Source organism: Limnoglobus roseus (assembly GCF_008254045.1).
GTDB classification, from domain to species: Bacteria; Planctomycetota; Planctomycetia; order Gemmatales; family Gemmataceae; genus Limnoglobus; species Limnoglobus roseus.
Map to the genome: position 1 here is coordinate 9,218,396 of NZ_CP042425.1, position 15,213 is coordinate 9,233,608.

Sequence of the window (15,213 nt, forward strand, 5' to 3'; positions counted from 1 at the left end):
GCCCGCCTACTTCGCTTCCGGCTTGAACTTCTTCGTCTTCCCCTGGTCGGCCTCGAACGTGATGAACGCCGTGCTGACCAGGCGCTGGGCGTCGGAGCAGACGTCCTTCCAGTCGAACTGCTGCTTCGGGTCGAGGCGGTCGATCTTCTGCGTGAAGGTCTTCTTCTTGCCGTTGGTCATGACCATTTCGAAAGTCACGCGCACGTTCGTCAGCGTGAACGGCGAGCGATTGGTGATCTCCATGCGGTGCGAGTTGTCGATCGCGTTCCGCGCCCAGACGAAGACGACGTGGAGGTTCGGCGTGACCAGCGCGTCGAATTTGGTGCCGCGGAGCGCGATGAAGTCGGGGTTGAGCGCCAGCGACTTCACGTCGTTGAAGCCGCCCGCGACGGCGTCCTCAAGGGCCGCGATACCCTCTTTGCCCATGCCGTTCACGCCGTAGACGCGGGCGAGGTTGTACAGGAACGTCGGCGACGTCTTCCGCGACTCGCGGATTTCCGTCAGGTACCGTAGGGCCTCGGTCTTGCGGCCGGCCAGCGTGAGGGCCACGCCGAGTTGCTCGCGGCTCTCGCCGCTGCCGTCCACGCGGTCGAACTCCATGGCCCGCTCGATCAACCGGGCACCGTAGGCGGCCTTCGGGCTGTAGACGCTCGCCCACCCACCGTCTTTCGACTCCATGATGGCGGACAGGTTCGCCAGCCCGGCGGCCGACCGCATCAACTCGGCCCGGTCGGCGTTGTAGATCGGGCCACCGGGGACGAACTTGATCGCGTCGGTCGCCTGGGTCGCGAGTTGGAACAGCGCGTCCGATTGCTTCTCGCGGTCGGCCGTCGGCAGTTGGGCGGTGGCGTGGTACATGTCGTGGAGGGTGTACGGATTGCCCCACTTCTCCTTGCCGGCGTCCCGCGTGGACCGCTCGCCGAGGATCGCCACCAACGGGCGGTAGTCGCCCTTCAGTTGCAGGTTGGTGAGGAGTTCCTGCGTTTGCTCGTACTCCTTGTCCCGCGGCAGGCCGAAGATCGACTCACCGCCGCGGGCGATTTCCTTCATGCGGGCCTCGCGGTTGGCCGTGATCCGCTTGTCGAGTTCCGCGTACTTCTTGGCCTTCTCGGTGTCGAGGATGTCCTTCGCGAACATCAGCCGCAACTTCTCCAACTCGTACCCCTGCTGGGCCACCATCATGTTCATGACGCCGGCCATCGCGCCGCCGTAGTTGTAGTGCGCGCTCACATACCCGCTGCCGGTCCCCCACCGGCCGAAGTAGCCGCCGACGCTCACCGACGGGATCGCGTTCCGGTAAACCTCGCCGAGCGCCTTCGTCTGCCGCATGGTGGCCCGGATGCCGGCTTCCTTGTCCCGCAGCGTCACCTCGGACACCTTGCGGCCGTGCGTTTCCATGAAATCAGACCGCTCGATCTCCACGGTCTTCTGCCGCTCGACGTAAGCGGGGAGGCTGTCGTACAGGTCGAGGAGCCGCCCCGGCACGCCCTTCTTGGACGCATACTCCCTCAGCAACTCGGCCCGCTCCTTCAGGTATTTCAGCAACTTCACGTCGCCCTCGAGCAGCGCCTGGTCGGTCCGCTGTTGGAGGCGTTCCAGCGCGAAGAACAGGTACTTCGCTTCCGACTCCGACGGCGGCGTCACGACGGACGTGTCCGGCCGGCGGATCGCCGACGTGGGGCCTTTGAGTTCGTTCTTCTTTTCGTCCCACGTCCAGGCGAGTTTGCCGTCCTGCGCTTCGACTTTGACGAACGGCGTCTTCGTTCCAATGAACACGTCGACCGACCCGCCCGGCCGGCGGATGAACACGGCGTCCTTCGTGACGAACTGAATCGTGCCCTTCACTTCCTGGGTGTCGCCGGCGATCCGCCGCTTGGTCACGACCACGCCGGGGATGGGGCCTTCGTACAAGATGCGGTCGTCCGACGGTTCCGGGTCGGGCGCGTCGGCGGCGTACAGGGGTGCCAGGAAGACCAGCAATACCAGGGGCGAGACGCGGCGCAAGAGGGACATTCCAAGCTCCGGGAGCGGGTTTCGTAGTCCAAGAAATCTCATCCGGCTTCGGAACATTGGAACGCGCAGACGAGCGTGCGTCAAGGGGTGAAGCGTCTGGAGTTTACCCGCGGTGTCGGGGGGTGATTTGTTGAACGAAAACGCCTCCTCGCCGGCACCTCAGCTTTTCCAGTAATGTCATGACACCTGTCACGGAAAGTGCGTACCCCACGACCGGGGGGTGAGGGGTCAATCGATCCGGAAGACCTTCACGTCGTCCAGCAACGGGCCGCCGAATGCGTTCGCGGTGGTGGGCATCGCGGTGTGTAGTTCCAGGACGGTCGTCGCCTCCGTCGCGGTGAAATCCCACGACTTCTCTTCCCACTTCAAGTCCTTGTACGTCCGGCCCTCCATCGTGATCTCGAATTGCTTGTCGCGCCCCGCCGCGCGGACGCCGAGTTGGACTTTGTGGTGTGCCACGCCCGGGTTCCCGGACATCTTGAACGTGACCCGGTACTTCCGCCCCACGGTCGTCGGGATCGATTGCTCCACCCCGCCGAAGCCGGGCGAGCCGTGAAGGTCGAGACTCCGCTTCCCGTCCGCCGCCTTCCAGTCCTCGCCGACTTGCGTGTTGACGTCGATCTGGCCGCGCGTCACGGTCCAACCCTCCAGCGCGGTCGATCCCTTGTCCAAAGGCTTGCTCAGATCGGCCTCGATCCCGTTCTCGAAGCTACCGTTGGCGACCAGGTTGGTCGGCTTGACACCCTTCGGGACCGGGGCGGCAACCGCGAGGCCGCCGACGAACAGAGCGGAACAGATGAGGAAGGTGGATTTCATGGGACACCCCGGGCCAGAGTTGATCCGCCAAGTATGACGCCAGTCGCGTTTCCGAGCAACGGAGCGTTTCTCGGTTGTTACACGCCAGGCGCGAAGTTCGATCAGACCATCGTTGCATTTGGGCGAACTTCGCGGTAAATTCTCTTCATCAACCAACGAATACTCCCACACCTCCCGCCAAGGTGGTCGGTTATGACGCGGATGACGCGCGACTTCTCACTGGTGCTCCTCGGGGCCGGCATTCTCTCGGCCGGGTACTTCCTCGCCCCGTCGCCGGACCTGGAAGCGAAGGCCGACGAACAGGCCGCCGAGCGCGTCGGCGGCGGCGAGCGCGACTCGTCCGGCCGTTACCACTACCGGCCCGGCTACGCCATGATCTGGGTCCACAGCGGCGGCTATTCCGGCGGGGCGGGGCGTGCCCCGGCCGTCGGCGGCGTGTCCCGCGGCGGGTTCGGCGGCATCGGCCGGTCCGCCGGCGTGGGGGGTTAACCCCCGTGCGGCGACGAACCCTCGACCCGCGGCCGAACTGGCAGCAGCGCGTCGAACAATACGGCCTCCACTTCCACACCCTCCGCGGCGAGCCGTACTGGGACGAGTCGGCCTGTTACACGTTCAGCAAGTACGAGATCGACACCATCGAGCGGGCCACCTACGCCCTGTTCGACATGTGCGTCGAGTTGGTTCAGCACGTCATTGACGAGAAGATGTTTGGCTTGTTCCTGATCCCACCGGAGTACGAAGACCTCGTCGTGCAAAGTTGGGACGACGAACACCCGTCGATCTACGGCCGGTTCGACCTCGCGTTCGACGGCGTCGGACCGCCGAAGATGCTGGAGTTCAACGCCGACACGCCGACGGGGTTGGTCGAAGCCGGCGTCGCCCAGTGGTTCTGGCTGAAGGACGTGGACGAACGCGCCGACCAGTTCAACAGTATCCACGAACGGCTGATCGAGGGCTGGAAGCACATCCACGCCGGCGACGACACGCCGATCCACTTCGCGGCCATCAGTGGCGAAGTCGAGGACTACATCACCGTCGAGTACCTCCGCGACACCGCGATTCAGGCCGGGTTCAAGACCGACTACCTCGACGTGGAAGCGATCGGCTGGGACCAGAACCGGCGGACCTTCGTGGACCGCACGGGCCGGCCGATCCAGCGGATCTTCAAGCTCTACCCGTGGGAGTGGCTGATCCGCGACAACTTCGGCAAGAACATCCTGCAATCGAAGACCCGGTGGATGGAACCGGCCTGGAAGATGATCCTGAGCAGCAAGTCGATCCTGCCGCTGCTCCACCAACTGAACCCGGATTCGCCGTACTTACTGCCCGCGTGGTTCGACGAACCGGAGAGCGGAGATTACGTCCGCAAGCCGATCCACGCCCGCGAGGGGGCGAACATCCGCGTCGTGCGGAACGGCCGCACGGAACTGGAAACCGACGGCCCGTACCAGGTCGGCCGCGACGTGGTGTACCAGCAGTTGTTCCCGCTGCCGAGCTACGACGGCCGTTACCCGGTCATCGGGAGTTGGGTCATTAACGGTTGGGCCGCCGGCATCGGCATCCGCGAGGACGACGGCATTGTGACGACGAACACCAGCCGGTTCATCCCGCACCAGATGACGGATTAACGCCCGGCGAGCGGGGGGCGTAAGTCCCCTGATTCTCGTGGGAGTCCAATCAGAATCAGGGGGCTTACGCCCCCCGCTCGCCTTTCCGGAATCACCCGATGAACCGCATCACCACCGCCTACCGCACGCTCGACTCGGAAACGCAGGAGTACCTGCACGACGTGCACAAGTACGCCGGCAAGCGGTGCCCCGGCATCTACGTCGAGGCCAACCCGCCGCCGTGGGGCAAGGTCGCCATTGGGGCCGGGCCGACCCTTCTGCTCATCGGCCTCGTCGTCGCGTTCAACTCGAACAAGGACGCCTACGCCGCGGCGATGTTCCTCGCCGCCACGGTCCTGCTCGGCGTGTGGCTGACGTGGTTCGGCCTCCGCGACCTCATGGCCCGCGGGTTCTACGGGCGGTTCACGTACTTCGACCCGACGCACGTCTATCAGGTCGTCGGCGACGACGTGACCGTCACCAACGTGGCCGACGCCCGCAAGGTCGCCGCGAAGGGCGGGGGCGTGCTGTTCGTCCTGCCGCAAGAGAAGTTCTTCGTGCCGATCACGCGGGCCGGCCGGGGGCAACTCGTCGAGCGGTTCTACGAGGCCGTCCGCGACCTCGAAGAGCACGATGACCCGAAGTGGAACTGGCTGGACCTCGCGGACCTCGGCGGCGTGGCGAAGCACGTCGCGATCGAGGGCGGCTACCCGATCTCGGCGCAGTCGGCCGACCTCCGAATCGACGACCTACCGCGGGAACCGCGGCGGGACGGGTCGGCCCTGAACGTCGGCCTCATCGGGGCGTCAGCGGCGGCGCTGATGGCGTTCCTGTTCGGCGTCGTGACGTTCCAGCCGATGCGCGACAACGGACTTTTCGACGACGCGAAGACCGGCGGCGCACCGGGCCTCCGCAGCTACCTGATGGACGAGCGTAACAAGAGCCACCGCACCGAGGCGAAGCAACTCCTCGCGGCGATGTACGACGCGCCGATTGCGAAGGTGAAATCGACCGGCCCGCCGGAACAGGCGGCCGTCCGCGAGGCGTTCGCGGCCCTGTTGGAAAGCCTCCGGGACGCGCCGCAGCCGGTGGTGTCGATCTCGGTCACGGAGGCCGGGGACGCCAACGGCATCACGGCCCGCGAACAGCAACTCCGCACGGACTTGGCCGACGCCTTCGGCCTGTTCGTCGGGCGGGAGTTGATCGCCTTCGTGAAGAACCCCGACGACAAGAAGGCCCACATTGAGGTGACGTACACGGTGCCGCCGGACGGGGCGGCGGTCGAATGGAAGTTGGCCGTTCGCACCACGCCGGACGGCCCGGCAGTCGAGACGCCGCCGCAGACGATGCCCGGTGCCCAGACCGGCTTGAAGAACGCGATCTTCCAGACGATCTTCGGCCAACCCGCCCCCGTGGTCCCGCCGCCCGTGTTCGACGACACGGGCGACTGGTAACGGCTACAGTTTCCCCGGCTTCGCCTTCTTCAACGTGGTCAGGATCGACTCGACCTGGGTCGCTTCCTTCGGCATGTTGTTCGCCTTGAAAAAGTCGTAGGCTTGCTCGTAGACCTTCACCGCGTACTCCGTCACCTCGGTGCCGCGGGTCTTCGGCACCCGCGGCAGGAAGTCCAGGTAGAACTTGCCGAGCTTCTTCGTGCCGTCCTTGTACTTCGAGCACACGTCGGCGAGCTTGTCCAGCACTTTCGGCACGTACCGCCCTTCCGCCGGGAACTTGCTGATCGTCTGGGCCAACCCTTCGGCCGCCTTCTTGTAGTCCTTGCCTTCCTCGACGTACTCGGCCCACTTGATCCGGCACTCGCACGCCAGGTCGGGCCGGCCGAGGGTTTCGTACTTCAGCACCGCCTTCTCGAAGACGGAGCCGCGCTGGTTCTTGTCCTTCTGGCTCGTCAGGATCGAATCGAACAGCGACCAGCTGAAGTCCGGGAACGCGCCGAAGCTGACGATCGCCTTGTTCGCGAGGTTCACGGCGTCCGGCGGCTCGACCGTCTTGCCGTCCTTCGCGATCTCGGCCAACTCCTGCCACGCCCGCTCGCAGTGGGGGAAGATTTCGAACATCTTCTTCACGAACGCGAGTTGCTGCTTCGGCGTGGGATTCTTCCGCTCCTTGTAGTACGGGTACATCCGCATCAGCAGGTCGGCATGGCGGGCGTGTTCCGGGGCGACGCCGAGCGTCACGAGGCGGCGTTCCATGTCGCGGTCGGTCATCGGCCGGCCGGTCTTCGGGTCTTCCAGGTGGCCGACGTAAAATTGATCGCCGAAGTACCGGCCCTCGGAGAGCATCGCGAACTCGACCTTGTCCTTGCTGACGCTCTTGAGTTCGACCCACATCACCCAGGCGTGGAGACCACCGCTATTCCCCTCCCCGCGGATGTACTCGCCGGGGACGGCGATGCTCTTGGCCACGCGGGCGGCGAAGTCGGCCTGTTGGGCGCAGACGCCGCCGTACTTCTTGATCCCCTCCAGGGTGTACTCCTGGCCGGTGAGTTTGCATTCGCCCTTGCCGCCGCCGTTCATCTGCTCGGTGCGGAGCATCTCGGTATCGTAAACGATCTCTTTGTAGATGCTGCCGATGCCCGCCCGCTTCTTCACGTAGTTCTTGGTGGCCCAGTCCCGCTCCGCCGCCGGGGTGCGGTTGTTGACCATGTGCACCAGGAACTCCCACGGCAGGTTCTGCACCGCCCCCTTGAGTTCGCTCTCGTGGGCCAACAGGTACTCGTAGTTCTCCTTCCAGCCGACCTTCATCGGGTCGGTCGGCAGGGTGCTGCGAGTCCGCCGCTGGTGGCCGCGATAGTCGTACACGGCCTTCGGGTTGTCCCACACCACGCAGAGGGCAACCGCGAGGTTCGCGTGCGCCTTCAATTTGTCGGGGCCGAGTTTGTGCAGTTCGCGGAAGATCGTGAGGGCTTCGACGAACTGATCGACCTCCGGGTCGAGGGCCGTGTAGAGCGTGTCCCGCAGTTCGGGATTGTCGGCCAGGAACTTGGTGAGGGTGGCGTAGTCGTCGCCGAAGGCGGTGCGGATGTCGTCGGCGTATTTCTTCTCGAAGTACGAGGACATCACGGCCTGGACGCGCTTGTACTCGCCCTTCGTAAGCAGCTTGTCGGCGCTGAGGGCGTCGACGAAGAGTTGTTCCGGATCGGCCTTGTCCGGGGTTTTCTTCTCGTCTTGGGCCGACGCCGGCAGGGCGAATGCGAGGCAGCATCCAACGAACAGCGTGCGAAGCGTGGGCATCACAATCCAATCTCCGGGTAGCGGGAGAAAATATTCTAACGGCCGGGTTGTCCGTCTCCCACGCCGGATGGCTTCAATTCCTGTTCGAGCCTCTCCATCACGTCCGCCTCGCGGGCGGCGATGTCGTTCACTTCCCAGCGATCGTCGGGCTTCACGAACAGAGCCGCCGTTCGCGGTTCGTCGGCGTCGTCGGCGTGTTGAGCTTCGGGCCGCAGGTAGGCCCACTCGTCGGTGCGAATTGCGGCCTCGCTTGCCCCGCCGAGGGACAGCACGCTGACCGCGTGCGGGCGGATTCCCTCCACGGTGCCCTGCCACAAGCCCGCGAGCTCGTGCCCCTCAACGCCCCCCAGAATCGGCCGGCCGAACAGTCCGAGAATCGTCGGCATCAGGTCGGCCGGTTGGGTAAAGGCGTTCAGCCGCAGTCCGGAGTGGGCCGCGTCGGGCCAGCGGATCATCAGCGGCAGGTGGACGAGTTCTTCGTGCAAGAGCGGCCGGTGCGGGCCGATGACGCCGTGTTCGCCGAGGGGAAACCCGGCGTCGGAGGTGACGATTTGGACCGCTCCCGCCGCCCGCAGTTGCTCGAACACTCGCCCTAAATCGGCGTCGAGTTGTGTGACGACGGCCGCGAAGCTGCGGTGCAGCAACTCCCACGCGGCCACGTCTTCGCGGTCGAACCAGCCAGTTTCCGGGTCGGCCCACGGCACGAGCGGATCATCGTCCGTTTTGCCCGCGTCGCCGACGAGGTCTTCGACGTATGCCTTGAACACGGCTGGCGACACGTCCCACGGCGGCAGCAGGGCGTCAATTTCCACCCACAGCAACCAGTCCACGTGGGCGGCGAGGTGTTCGAGAACGCCCGGCATTTCCTCTTCGAGTGACAGCGTACCTTCGCCGGGAACCGGCCGGGCGTCGAACAGTTTCCCCCAGCCCGCGTAGTAGTCCGGGAGAGCGTCGTTCGCCTCGCGGTTGGCCCGCACCAGAGCGGTGAAAACGCCCGCATCCCGAAGCGATTGCAGGAGATCGGGCGACGGCCCGTCGGCCGTGCGAAATTGGTCGCGGCCGGTCTGCCACGCCCGGCGAGCGGCGGCGGCTTCCGGGCAATCGGAAATGTGCCGGTCGAAGACGACGCCTTCCGCGGCGAAGCGGTCGAGGTCCGGCGTGACGACCCACTCGTTGCCGTAAGCCCCGAGCCAACCGGCGGAACAGCCGCGGAGAACGAAGACGATGACTTTCATGCGGAAACAGATTCCTCGCCCACCGGACAGGTTCGGGCCGTGGGAATAAGTTAGTTGAACGGCGGGGATGGGGTATGGCAGAAGGCCAACCTCGGCCCCGGATCAAGGGGGTGATGCGTGCTCGGGCCGATTTTCATGCGGGAGTTGGTGACCGTCCCTCGAAAGCGGGGCCACTTCCCGACCCGGGCGGCCCTTCTCGGCCTCCTCACGATCCTCGGCGTCACGCTCTGGCAGGCGACCATCGGCTTCACGAAGACCGCCACCCTCGGCGAGACGGCCCGGTTCGGCCTCTTGTTGTTCCAGGTCGTCGTCTACGTCGAATTGCTGCTGCTCCTCTTCTTCGCCGCCCTCTCGGCCGCGAGTACGGTGTCACAGGAAAAGGACCGCCGCACGTTCTTGCTGCTGTTGCTGACCGAGATGCGCGATTACGAAATCGTTCTCGGCAAGCTCCTCGGCAGTCTGCTCCCGCTGACGGCAATGCTGCTCACGTCGGTGCCGGTCCTTGCGATGTTGCTGTTGCTCGGCGGCATTGACCCGTCGCAGGTGATTCAGGCCGCGCTCGTCCTGGCGACGGCCGCGTACGCCGCCGGATCGCTCGGCGGGCTGATCGCCCTGTGGCGGGACCGCACGTATCAGGCGCTCGCGCTGTCGGTGCTGTGCCTCGTCTTGTATATCTGCTTCGCGCTCGCCATCGGGCAGGTCGGCCCGCTGCTGTCCCCGGACGTGAACTGGCCGGTCGTGCAGGCGTGGTTCGACCCGTTCATCGTGATGCAATCGGTCCTTGAACCGCCCGCCGCCGGGTGGCCGGTCCTGCCGCCGGCCTACGGCTTCTCGCTCGTGATGCTCAGTTACTTTGTCGTGCTGAACGTCGTCGGCGTCTGGAAACTGCGGAAGTGGAACCCGTCCGGCGAGCCGATCATGCAGCGCGAGGGGCCGGGCGTGGACCCGGAAGCGAACCTGTCGGCGGACGAATTGAAGCAGTTCCGGGCGAAGGCCCATGCCGCCCCCGGCACCGTGCGGGCCGTCGGCAAGAATCCGATCCTCTGGCGGGAAACGCAAACGCTCGCCTACGGCCGCCGGCCGCTGCTGGTGAAGTTGGCCTATGGCATCGTGCTCGCGCTCGTCGCCTACTTCGCCTACGGTGAACTGACGCAACCCGGCGGCCGGGCGGCCTACGCCGCGGCCTACGGCCTCGTGCCGGTCGTGGTGTTGAGCATGTTGCTCATCGCCGCGCAAGCGGTCACGTCGATCACGTCCGAACGCGACGGCGGGGCACTCGACATCTTGCTCGTCACCGACATTTCGCCCTACGAGTTCGTCTTCGGCAAGCTCCTCGGCGTCCTCCAGAACACCTGGCAGTTCATCGTGCCGCCGCTGGCGATGGCAGTCTACTATGCCCTCGTTGGGGTGCTAACGAAGACGCCGTCGGACCTCGGGGTGATGGAGCGGTTCGTTTACAACCTCGCCCCGCTAGTCGCGACGATCGGCGCGATCCTGGTGCTGTTCGCCTTCGCCGTGGTGCTGGGATTGCACGTCGCACTGTTGTTGACGAACAGCCGGTTGGCCATCGTGAACACTCTCGGCACAGTGTTCTTCCTGTGCGTCGGCACGCTGATTTGCATCTACACCATCGTCATCAACGGCGGCAGCTTCGCGAATCAGTGGCTCAGTTTCATCGCGTTCCTCGTCCTCGGCATCGGCGGCCTGATCTGGGTGCTGAGTGCCGACCGCCCCTCGACGGCCTTGACAATCGGCAGCGTGGCGTGTCCACTGGCGATGTTCTACTGCGTCACGAACATCCTGATCGCGAAGCCCGGCACCGACGAGTCGGCCGACCCGTTGGTGCCGTTCCTCACACTGGCGGCGGCGTTCTGCTGGACGATCACCGCGATGCTCGTGCCGCTGCTCAGCGAGTTCGACGTGGCCCTCGGCCGCACGACGGCCGCCAACGAGGAATGACGATGCCGAAGCGCCTGCTCTCCCTGGTCGTCCTGCTGGCGTTCGCGCCGTGCCTGCCGGCCCAGACGCCGCGGACCTTCCCCGACGCCAAGCACAAGGGCGGCGAACTGGTTCACGTCTCCGGGTTGCCGGTGCTGACCGTCCGCGGCACACCGGAAGAGATCGGCGAACAACTCGGCGTCCTGGCCGTCAAGAACGCCCCCGGGCTGATCGACCTGCTGCACGAGTTCCTGAAGGACACGAAGAAGGAAGACGCCTTCGACGGCATCAAACTCCTCTCCCGGCAGTTGAAGAAGAATTTCCCGAAGGACCACCTCACGGAGATGGAAGCCGCCGTGAAGGTCAGCGGGCAAGACATCGACCTGATGTACTTCGCGAACACTATCTACGACCTGTCGAGCGGCATGGGCTGTGCGACGATCGTCGTCGAACCGGGCCGCAGCAAGACCGGCGCGCCGGTGTTCGGCCGCAACTTCGACTGGATGCCGTCGAAGGGGATCGACGACCACACGCTGGTCGTCGTCTACCGGCCAACGGGTAAGAAGGCGTTCGCCACGGTGACGATTTCGCCGATCACCGGCTGCATCTCCGGGATGAACGAAGACGGCCTCGCGGTGACGATCAACGAGATTCACCTGAAGCAATCGAAGGACAAGCCGAGCTTCAACTGGAAGGGCACGCCGACACTCGCCCTGTTCCGCCGCGTGCTGGAAGAGTGCGGCAGCGTCGCCGAGGCGGAATCGCTGTTGACGAAGGCCGAGCGGACGACGACTTCGTGCATGACGCTCTGCGATGTCAACGGCGGGGCGGTGTTCGAGATTACCCCGAAGACGATCGCGGTGCGGAAGGCCGAGAACGAGGTCTGCTGCTGCACGAACCACTTCTTCTCCGACACCCTCGGCATCGGCCAGACGTGCAAGCGGCTGACGACGCTGCTGCCGCTCCAGAAGGCCGACACGAAGCTCGGCGTCTCGGACGTGTTCGACGGGCTCGACAGCGTCAACCAGGGGAAGTACACGTTGCAGACGATGGTCTTTGAACCGAAGTCCCGCACGCTGCACCTGAGGGTCGGCGATCTGGTCGCGTCGGCGACGAAGATGAAGACGGTGACGCTCGAACTCCCAAAGCTGTTCGCGAAGTAACGCATTCTCGTCCGAACTTGACGCCGCGGGCGATCCGGGTATAGACCGCGGGATGAATCCGACGTTCCCGGCGTCCGCGTCTCCACTTCGCCCGCCGCATTCGGCGTGGCGAAGCCGGGCGAAATGGTTGGCCGGCTACGCGCTCTTCGCCCTGCTGACGCACACGCACATTTTGCACCGGCCGATGCAAACCGACGACAGTCTGTACCTGCGGTTCGCTCAGGACTGGGCCGCCGGGTCTCAACTCTACGCCGACCGGTACGAGGCCAAATCCCCGGTCGTCTTCTGGGCGTTTCGCACGCTCGGCCAGTGGCACCCGCGGTTGGCGTACTACCTCGTGGGCGGCGGCCTGACCGCTCTCGCGGCCTTCGCCCTTCGGCGGGCGCTCACGCCCCTGCCGCTGGCCGCCCGAGCCGTTCCGCTCATCTACATCGCAGCGACGGCGGCGGTGCAGTACCCGCACCTGTACGGCGTGTTCCTTACCCCGATGGCGACGCTCGCGATCGCCTGGACCGGCCGCGCGGTGGTGGCGCGGTCCCCGTACCTGCACCCGGCTGCCGGTGGAGTCGCGTTCGCCATTGCCGTCAACCTATTCCCGCCCGCGGCGGTACTCGGTCTCGCCCTGTTGCCGCTTCTCGCGTGGAACTATCAACGGAATGGCTTCCGCTTCACGATCTTGTCGGCCGCGATGTTCCTCGTCGGCGGGCTGACGCTCACGGCCGCCGTCGTGCTACACGCGATGGCGTTCGGGTACTGGAACGGATTGCTCGACGCGATGGCCGCCAACACCGAGTACGGCCGGATCGGCCGCGAGACGCTTTCCCATCACGTTTCGCGCTGGTGGTGGGAGGTCCGAAACTTCGCCCAGAACCTCAGCCCGCTACTCGGCTTTATCGTCGTCACGTCGTTGACGGCCGCCGTCGCGGGCCGGCGAACGCTCCCCACGGAGGGCAAGGTGTGGCTGGCGGTCGGCGTCCTCTGGCTGCTCGCCGTGCAACTCTCGGTGTGCCCCGGCGGGCGACACTTCACGCACTACTACTACCCCCTCGCGGCCCCCCTCGCCCTGTTGGGCGGGATCGGCCTTGCCGCGGTCGTCGAGCCGCGGCGCTACCGGCAGGTCTGGCGGATTGTCCGCACCGGGTTCGTTGTCGCGGTCGTCGGCCAGCACTATCTGACGTACCACCGCGATATGCTCGCCGTCGGGGAGAAGTCGCCGCACGTCGAGCGGACGCAGATCCGGTACGTCGCGGAGTACGTGAGAGCGAAAATTCCCGCGGATCAAACGGTCCTCGTGTCGGTATGGGGGCCGTGGGCGGAACTCTACTGGCAAGTGCCGCGGCCGGCCCCGAGCCGGCACGTGATCCCGTTCAACTTAGCGGAAACGCGGCCGGAATTCTTCGAGGAGTGGGCCGAGGACGTGTTGCGCAATCCTCCCGATTGGGTGATCGCGGACGATTCGCTGTTCGGGCCGGCCGTGAGCGAGGAAGTCATCCGATCGCGAGCGGGCGGCTTCGGGGGGGCGGCCCTCGTGAGCTCGCCGGCCTTCGCCCGACTGCGGGCTTACGTTCGAGAGAACTACGAATTGGCGACGGGCTTAAATCAGCTCAGCATCTTGAAGCGGAAGTCGCTCGTCACACCTGGAACACCCCGGTCTTGAACGGCCGGCCGTCGTCGTACCGCGTGGCAATCGCCAGCGCTTCCAGCAACACCGATCGCGTCCGCTCCGGCGGGATGATCGCGTCCACCCACAGCCGGGCGGCGGCGTAGCGGATGTCGGTCTGCTGTTCATACCCTGCCTTCACCTGATCCCGCAACGCGGTCAACTCGGCCGCGTCCGGTTCCTTGCCGGCTCGCTTCAGGGCTTGCACTTGCACGTCGAGGAGCGTGTTCGCGGCCTGATCACCGCCCATGACGGCGTACCGGGCGGTCGGCCACGCGAAGAGGAACCGCGGGTCGAACGCCTTCCCACAGAGGGCGTAGTGCCCGGCCCCGAACGAGCCGCCGGTGATGAGTGTGACCTTCGGCACCACGCTGTTGCTGATGGCGTTGACGAGCTTTGCCCCGGCCTTAATGATGCCCGCCTGCTCCGAGTCGCGGCCGACCATGAACCCGTTGACGTTCTGGACGAAGAGAATCGGCACCCTCGTCTGGTTGCAGTCCATGACGAACCGGGCGGCCTTGTCCGCAGAATCGACGTAGATGACGCCGCCGAACTGCACGCTGCCGTCGGCCGCCTTCACCCGCCTCTTCTGATTCGCAACGACACCGACGGGCTTTCCCCCGAGCCGACCGTAGCCGCAGACGAGCGTCTCGCCGAACTCGGCTTTGTACTCGTCGAACGGAGCGTCGTCGAGCAGGAACTTGAGCAGGTCGCGCACATCGTACTCGGTGCTTTGGGTGAAAGCCGAAAGCCCACCCGTCGCGACGGATGGGCTTTGGTCGCCTCCCCCTTCATCGGGTTGCAACATCCCGACCAGCCGCCGCAGTCGCTCCAGGCACGCCTCGTCGTCCTTCTCGCGGAAGTCGATCGTGCCACTGATCGCGGCGTGCATCTTCGCGCCGCCGAGTTCCTCGTGATCGACCTGCTGCCCGATGGCCGCCTTCACCAGCGCCGGCCCGGCCAGATACAACCCACTGCCCTCCGTCATCAGCAGCTTGTCGCACAAGACCGGCAGGTAACCGCCGCCGGCCACGCAGTTGCCCATGATCGCGGCGAACTGTGGGATGCCGCTCGCCGAGATGACGGCGTTGTTGCGAAAGATGCGGCCGAAGTCGTCCTCGTCGGGAAAGACTTCGTCTTGAAGGGGAAGGAACACACCGGCCGAATCGACGAGGTACACCAACGGCAGACGGTTCTCCATCGCGATACGTTGCGCCCGCAGCACCTTCTTGCACGTCATCGGGAAGAACGCCCCGGCCTTCACGGTCGCGTCGTTGGCGATGACCATGACCCGCCGGCCGTTCACCTTGCCGACGCCGGTGACGACGCCGGCGGAAGGGGCACCGCCCCAGTCGGCGTACAGGCCGTGCGCGGCCCACAGTCCGAGTTCGAGGAAGTCACTATCGACTAGTTTCGCGATGCGTTCGCGGGCGGTGAGGCGGCCCTTCTCGTGTTGGCGGGCGATGGCCTTCTCGCCGCCCCCCATGCGAATCTTGGCTTCCTCGGCGGCGAGATCGAACGGCATGGCGG

The 15,213-nt window shown here is 65.5% G+C and carries 11 protein-coding genes; 6 read left to right on the forward strand and 5 right to left on the reverse strand.

The features are described 5' to 3' along the window. Positions 1–6 precede the first annotated feature (6 nt). Both PX52LOC_RS39445 and PX52LOC_RS39450 read right to left on the reverse strand, forming a co-directional pair. Positions 7–2,013 carry a tetratricopeptide repeat protein gene (locus PX52LOC_RS39445; RefSeq protein WP_149115235.1) on the reverse strand — a complete coding sequence of 669 codons (2,007 nt, stop codon included), beginning with the start codon at positions 2,011–2,013 and terminating at the stop codon, positions 7–9. Between the two features lie 228 nt (positions 2,014–2,241). After that, positions 2,242–2,829, reverse strand: coding sequence for a choice-of-anchor C family protein (locus PX52LOC_RS39450; protein ID WP_149115236.1), 588 nt, complete (start codon positions 2,827–2,829; stop codon positions 2,242–2,244). A 192-nt stretch (positions 2,830–3,021) separates the two neighbouring features. Between PX52LOC_RS39450 and PX52LOC_RS39455 the strand changes: the two genes are divergently transcribed. From PX52LOC_RS39455 to PX52LOC_RS39465, 3 genes are all read left to right on the forward strand, one after another. Further along, entirely contained in the window at positions 3,022–3,318 is a 297-nt protein-coding gene (locus PX52LOC_RS39455) for a hypothetical protein (RefSeq protein ID WP_149115237.1), read from the forward strand. 5 nt (positions 3,319–3,323) lie between these two features. Continuing rightward, a complete protein-coding gene (locus tag PX52LOC_RS39460) occupies positions 3,324–4,457 on the forward strand; it encodes a glutathionylspermidine synthase family protein (protein WP_149115238.1) in 1,134 nt (377 codons plus the stop codon). A gap of 98 nt (positions 4,458–4,555) precedes the next feature. After that, complete coding sequence (locus PX52LOC_RS39465; protein ID WP_149115239.1) at positions 4,556–5,890, forward strand: hypothetical protein; 1,335 nt, start codon at positions 4,556–4,558, stop codon at positions 5,888–5,890. 3 nt (positions 5,891–5,893) lie between these two features. Here the strand turns inward: PX52LOC_RS39465 and PX52LOC_RS39470 are convergent, their stop codons facing one another. Both PX52LOC_RS39470 and PX52LOC_RS39475 read right to left on the reverse strand, forming a co-directional pair. Further along, the gene (locus tag PX52LOC_RS39470; protein WP_149115240.1) at positions 5,894–7,687 is read right to left on the reverse strand and encodes a hypothetical protein; all 1,794 of its coding nucleotides are present in this window, start codon (positions 7,685–7,687) and stop codon (positions 5,894–5,896) included. Between the two features lie 35 nt (positions 7,688–7,722). Next, on the reverse strand, positions 7,723–8,922 hold the full coding sequence (locus PX52LOC_RS39475) for a sulfatase family protein (protein WP_149115241.1): 1,200 nt from the start codon (positions 8,920–8,922) through the stop codon (positions 7,723–7,725). A 117-nt stretch (positions 8,923–9,039) separates the two neighbouring features. Here PX52LOC_RS39475 and PX52LOC_RS39480 point away from each other — a divergent pair, with 117 nt between their 5' ends. The 3 genes from PX52LOC_RS39480 to PX52LOC_RS39490 are packed head-to-tail and all read left to right on the forward strand — an operon-like array spanning position 9,040 to position 13,680. Further along, positions 9,040–10,881, forward strand: coding sequence for an ABC transporter permease (locus PX52LOC_RS39480; RefSeq protein WP_149115242.1), 1,842 nt, complete (start codon positions 9,040–9,042; stop codon positions 10,879–10,881). 2 nt (positions 10,882–10,883) lie between these two features. Continuing rightward, complete coding sequence (locus tag PX52LOC_RS39485) at positions 10,884–12,023, forward strand: C45 family autoproteolytic acyltransferase/hydolase (protein ID WP_168219494.1); 1,140 nt, start codon at positions 10,884–10,886, stop codon at positions 12,021–12,023. A 52-nt stretch (positions 12,024–12,075) separates the two neighbouring features. Further along, complete coding sequence (locus tag PX52LOC_RS39490) at positions 12,076–13,680, forward strand: hypothetical protein (RefSeq protein WP_149115244.1); 1,605 nt, start codon at positions 12,076–12,078, stop codon at positions 13,678–13,680. Here PX52LOC_RS39490 and PX52LOC_RS39495 read toward each other — a convergent pair. Then, positions 13,655–15,208 carry an acyl-CoA carboxylase subunit beta gene (locus PX52LOC_RS39495; protein ID WP_149115245.1) on the reverse strand — a complete coding sequence of 518 codons (1,554 nt, stop codon included), beginning with the start codon at positions 15,206–15,208 and terminating at the stop codon, positions 13,655–13,657. The genes PX52LOC_RS39490 and PX52LOC_RS39495 overlap by 26 nt on opposite strands. Between the last annotated feature and the right edge of the window lie 5 nt (positions 15,209–15,213).

Excerpts from the sequence above, each read along its gene's own strand:
- PX52LOC_RS39445 (WP_149115235.1), bottom strand. The coding sequence starts at position 2,013 with ATGTCCCTCTTGCGCCGCGTCTCGCCCCTGGTATTGCTGGTCTTCCTG.
- PX52LOC_RS39450 (WP_149115236.1), bottom strand. The coding sequence starts at position 2,829 with ATGAAATCCACCTTCCTCATCTGTTCCGCTCTGTTCGTCGGCGGCCTC.
- PX52LOC_RS39455 (WP_149115237.1), top strand. The coding sequence starts at position 3,022 with ATGACGCGGATGACGCGCGACTTCTCACTGGTGCTCCTCGGGGCCGGC.
- PX52LOC_RS39465 (WP_149115239.1), top strand. The coding sequence starts at position 4,556 with ATGAACCGCATCACCACCGCCTACCGCACGCTCGACTCGGAAACGCAG.
- PX52LOC_RS39470 (WP_149115240.1), bottom strand. The coding sequence starts at position 7,687 with ATGCCCACGCTTCGCACGCTGTTCGTTGGATGCTGCCTCGCATTCGCC.
- PX52LOC_RS39475 (WP_149115241.1), bottom strand. The coding sequence starts at position 8,922 with ATGAAAGTCATCGTCTTCGTTCTCCGCGGCTGTTCCGCCGGTTGGCTC.
- PX52LOC_RS39485 (WP_168219494.1), top strand. The coding sequence starts at position 10,884 with ATGCCGAAGCGCCTGCTCTCCCTGGTCGTCCTGCTGGCGTTCGCGCCG.
- PX52LOC_RS39490 (WP_149115244.1), top strand. The coding sequence starts at position 12,076 with ATGAATCCGACGTTCCCGGCGTCCGCGTCTCCACTTCGCCCGCCGCAT.
- PX52LOC_RS39495 (WP_149115245.1), bottom strand. The coding sequence starts at position 15,208 with ATGCCGTTCGATCTCGCCGCCGAGGAAGCCAAGATTCGCATGGGGGGC.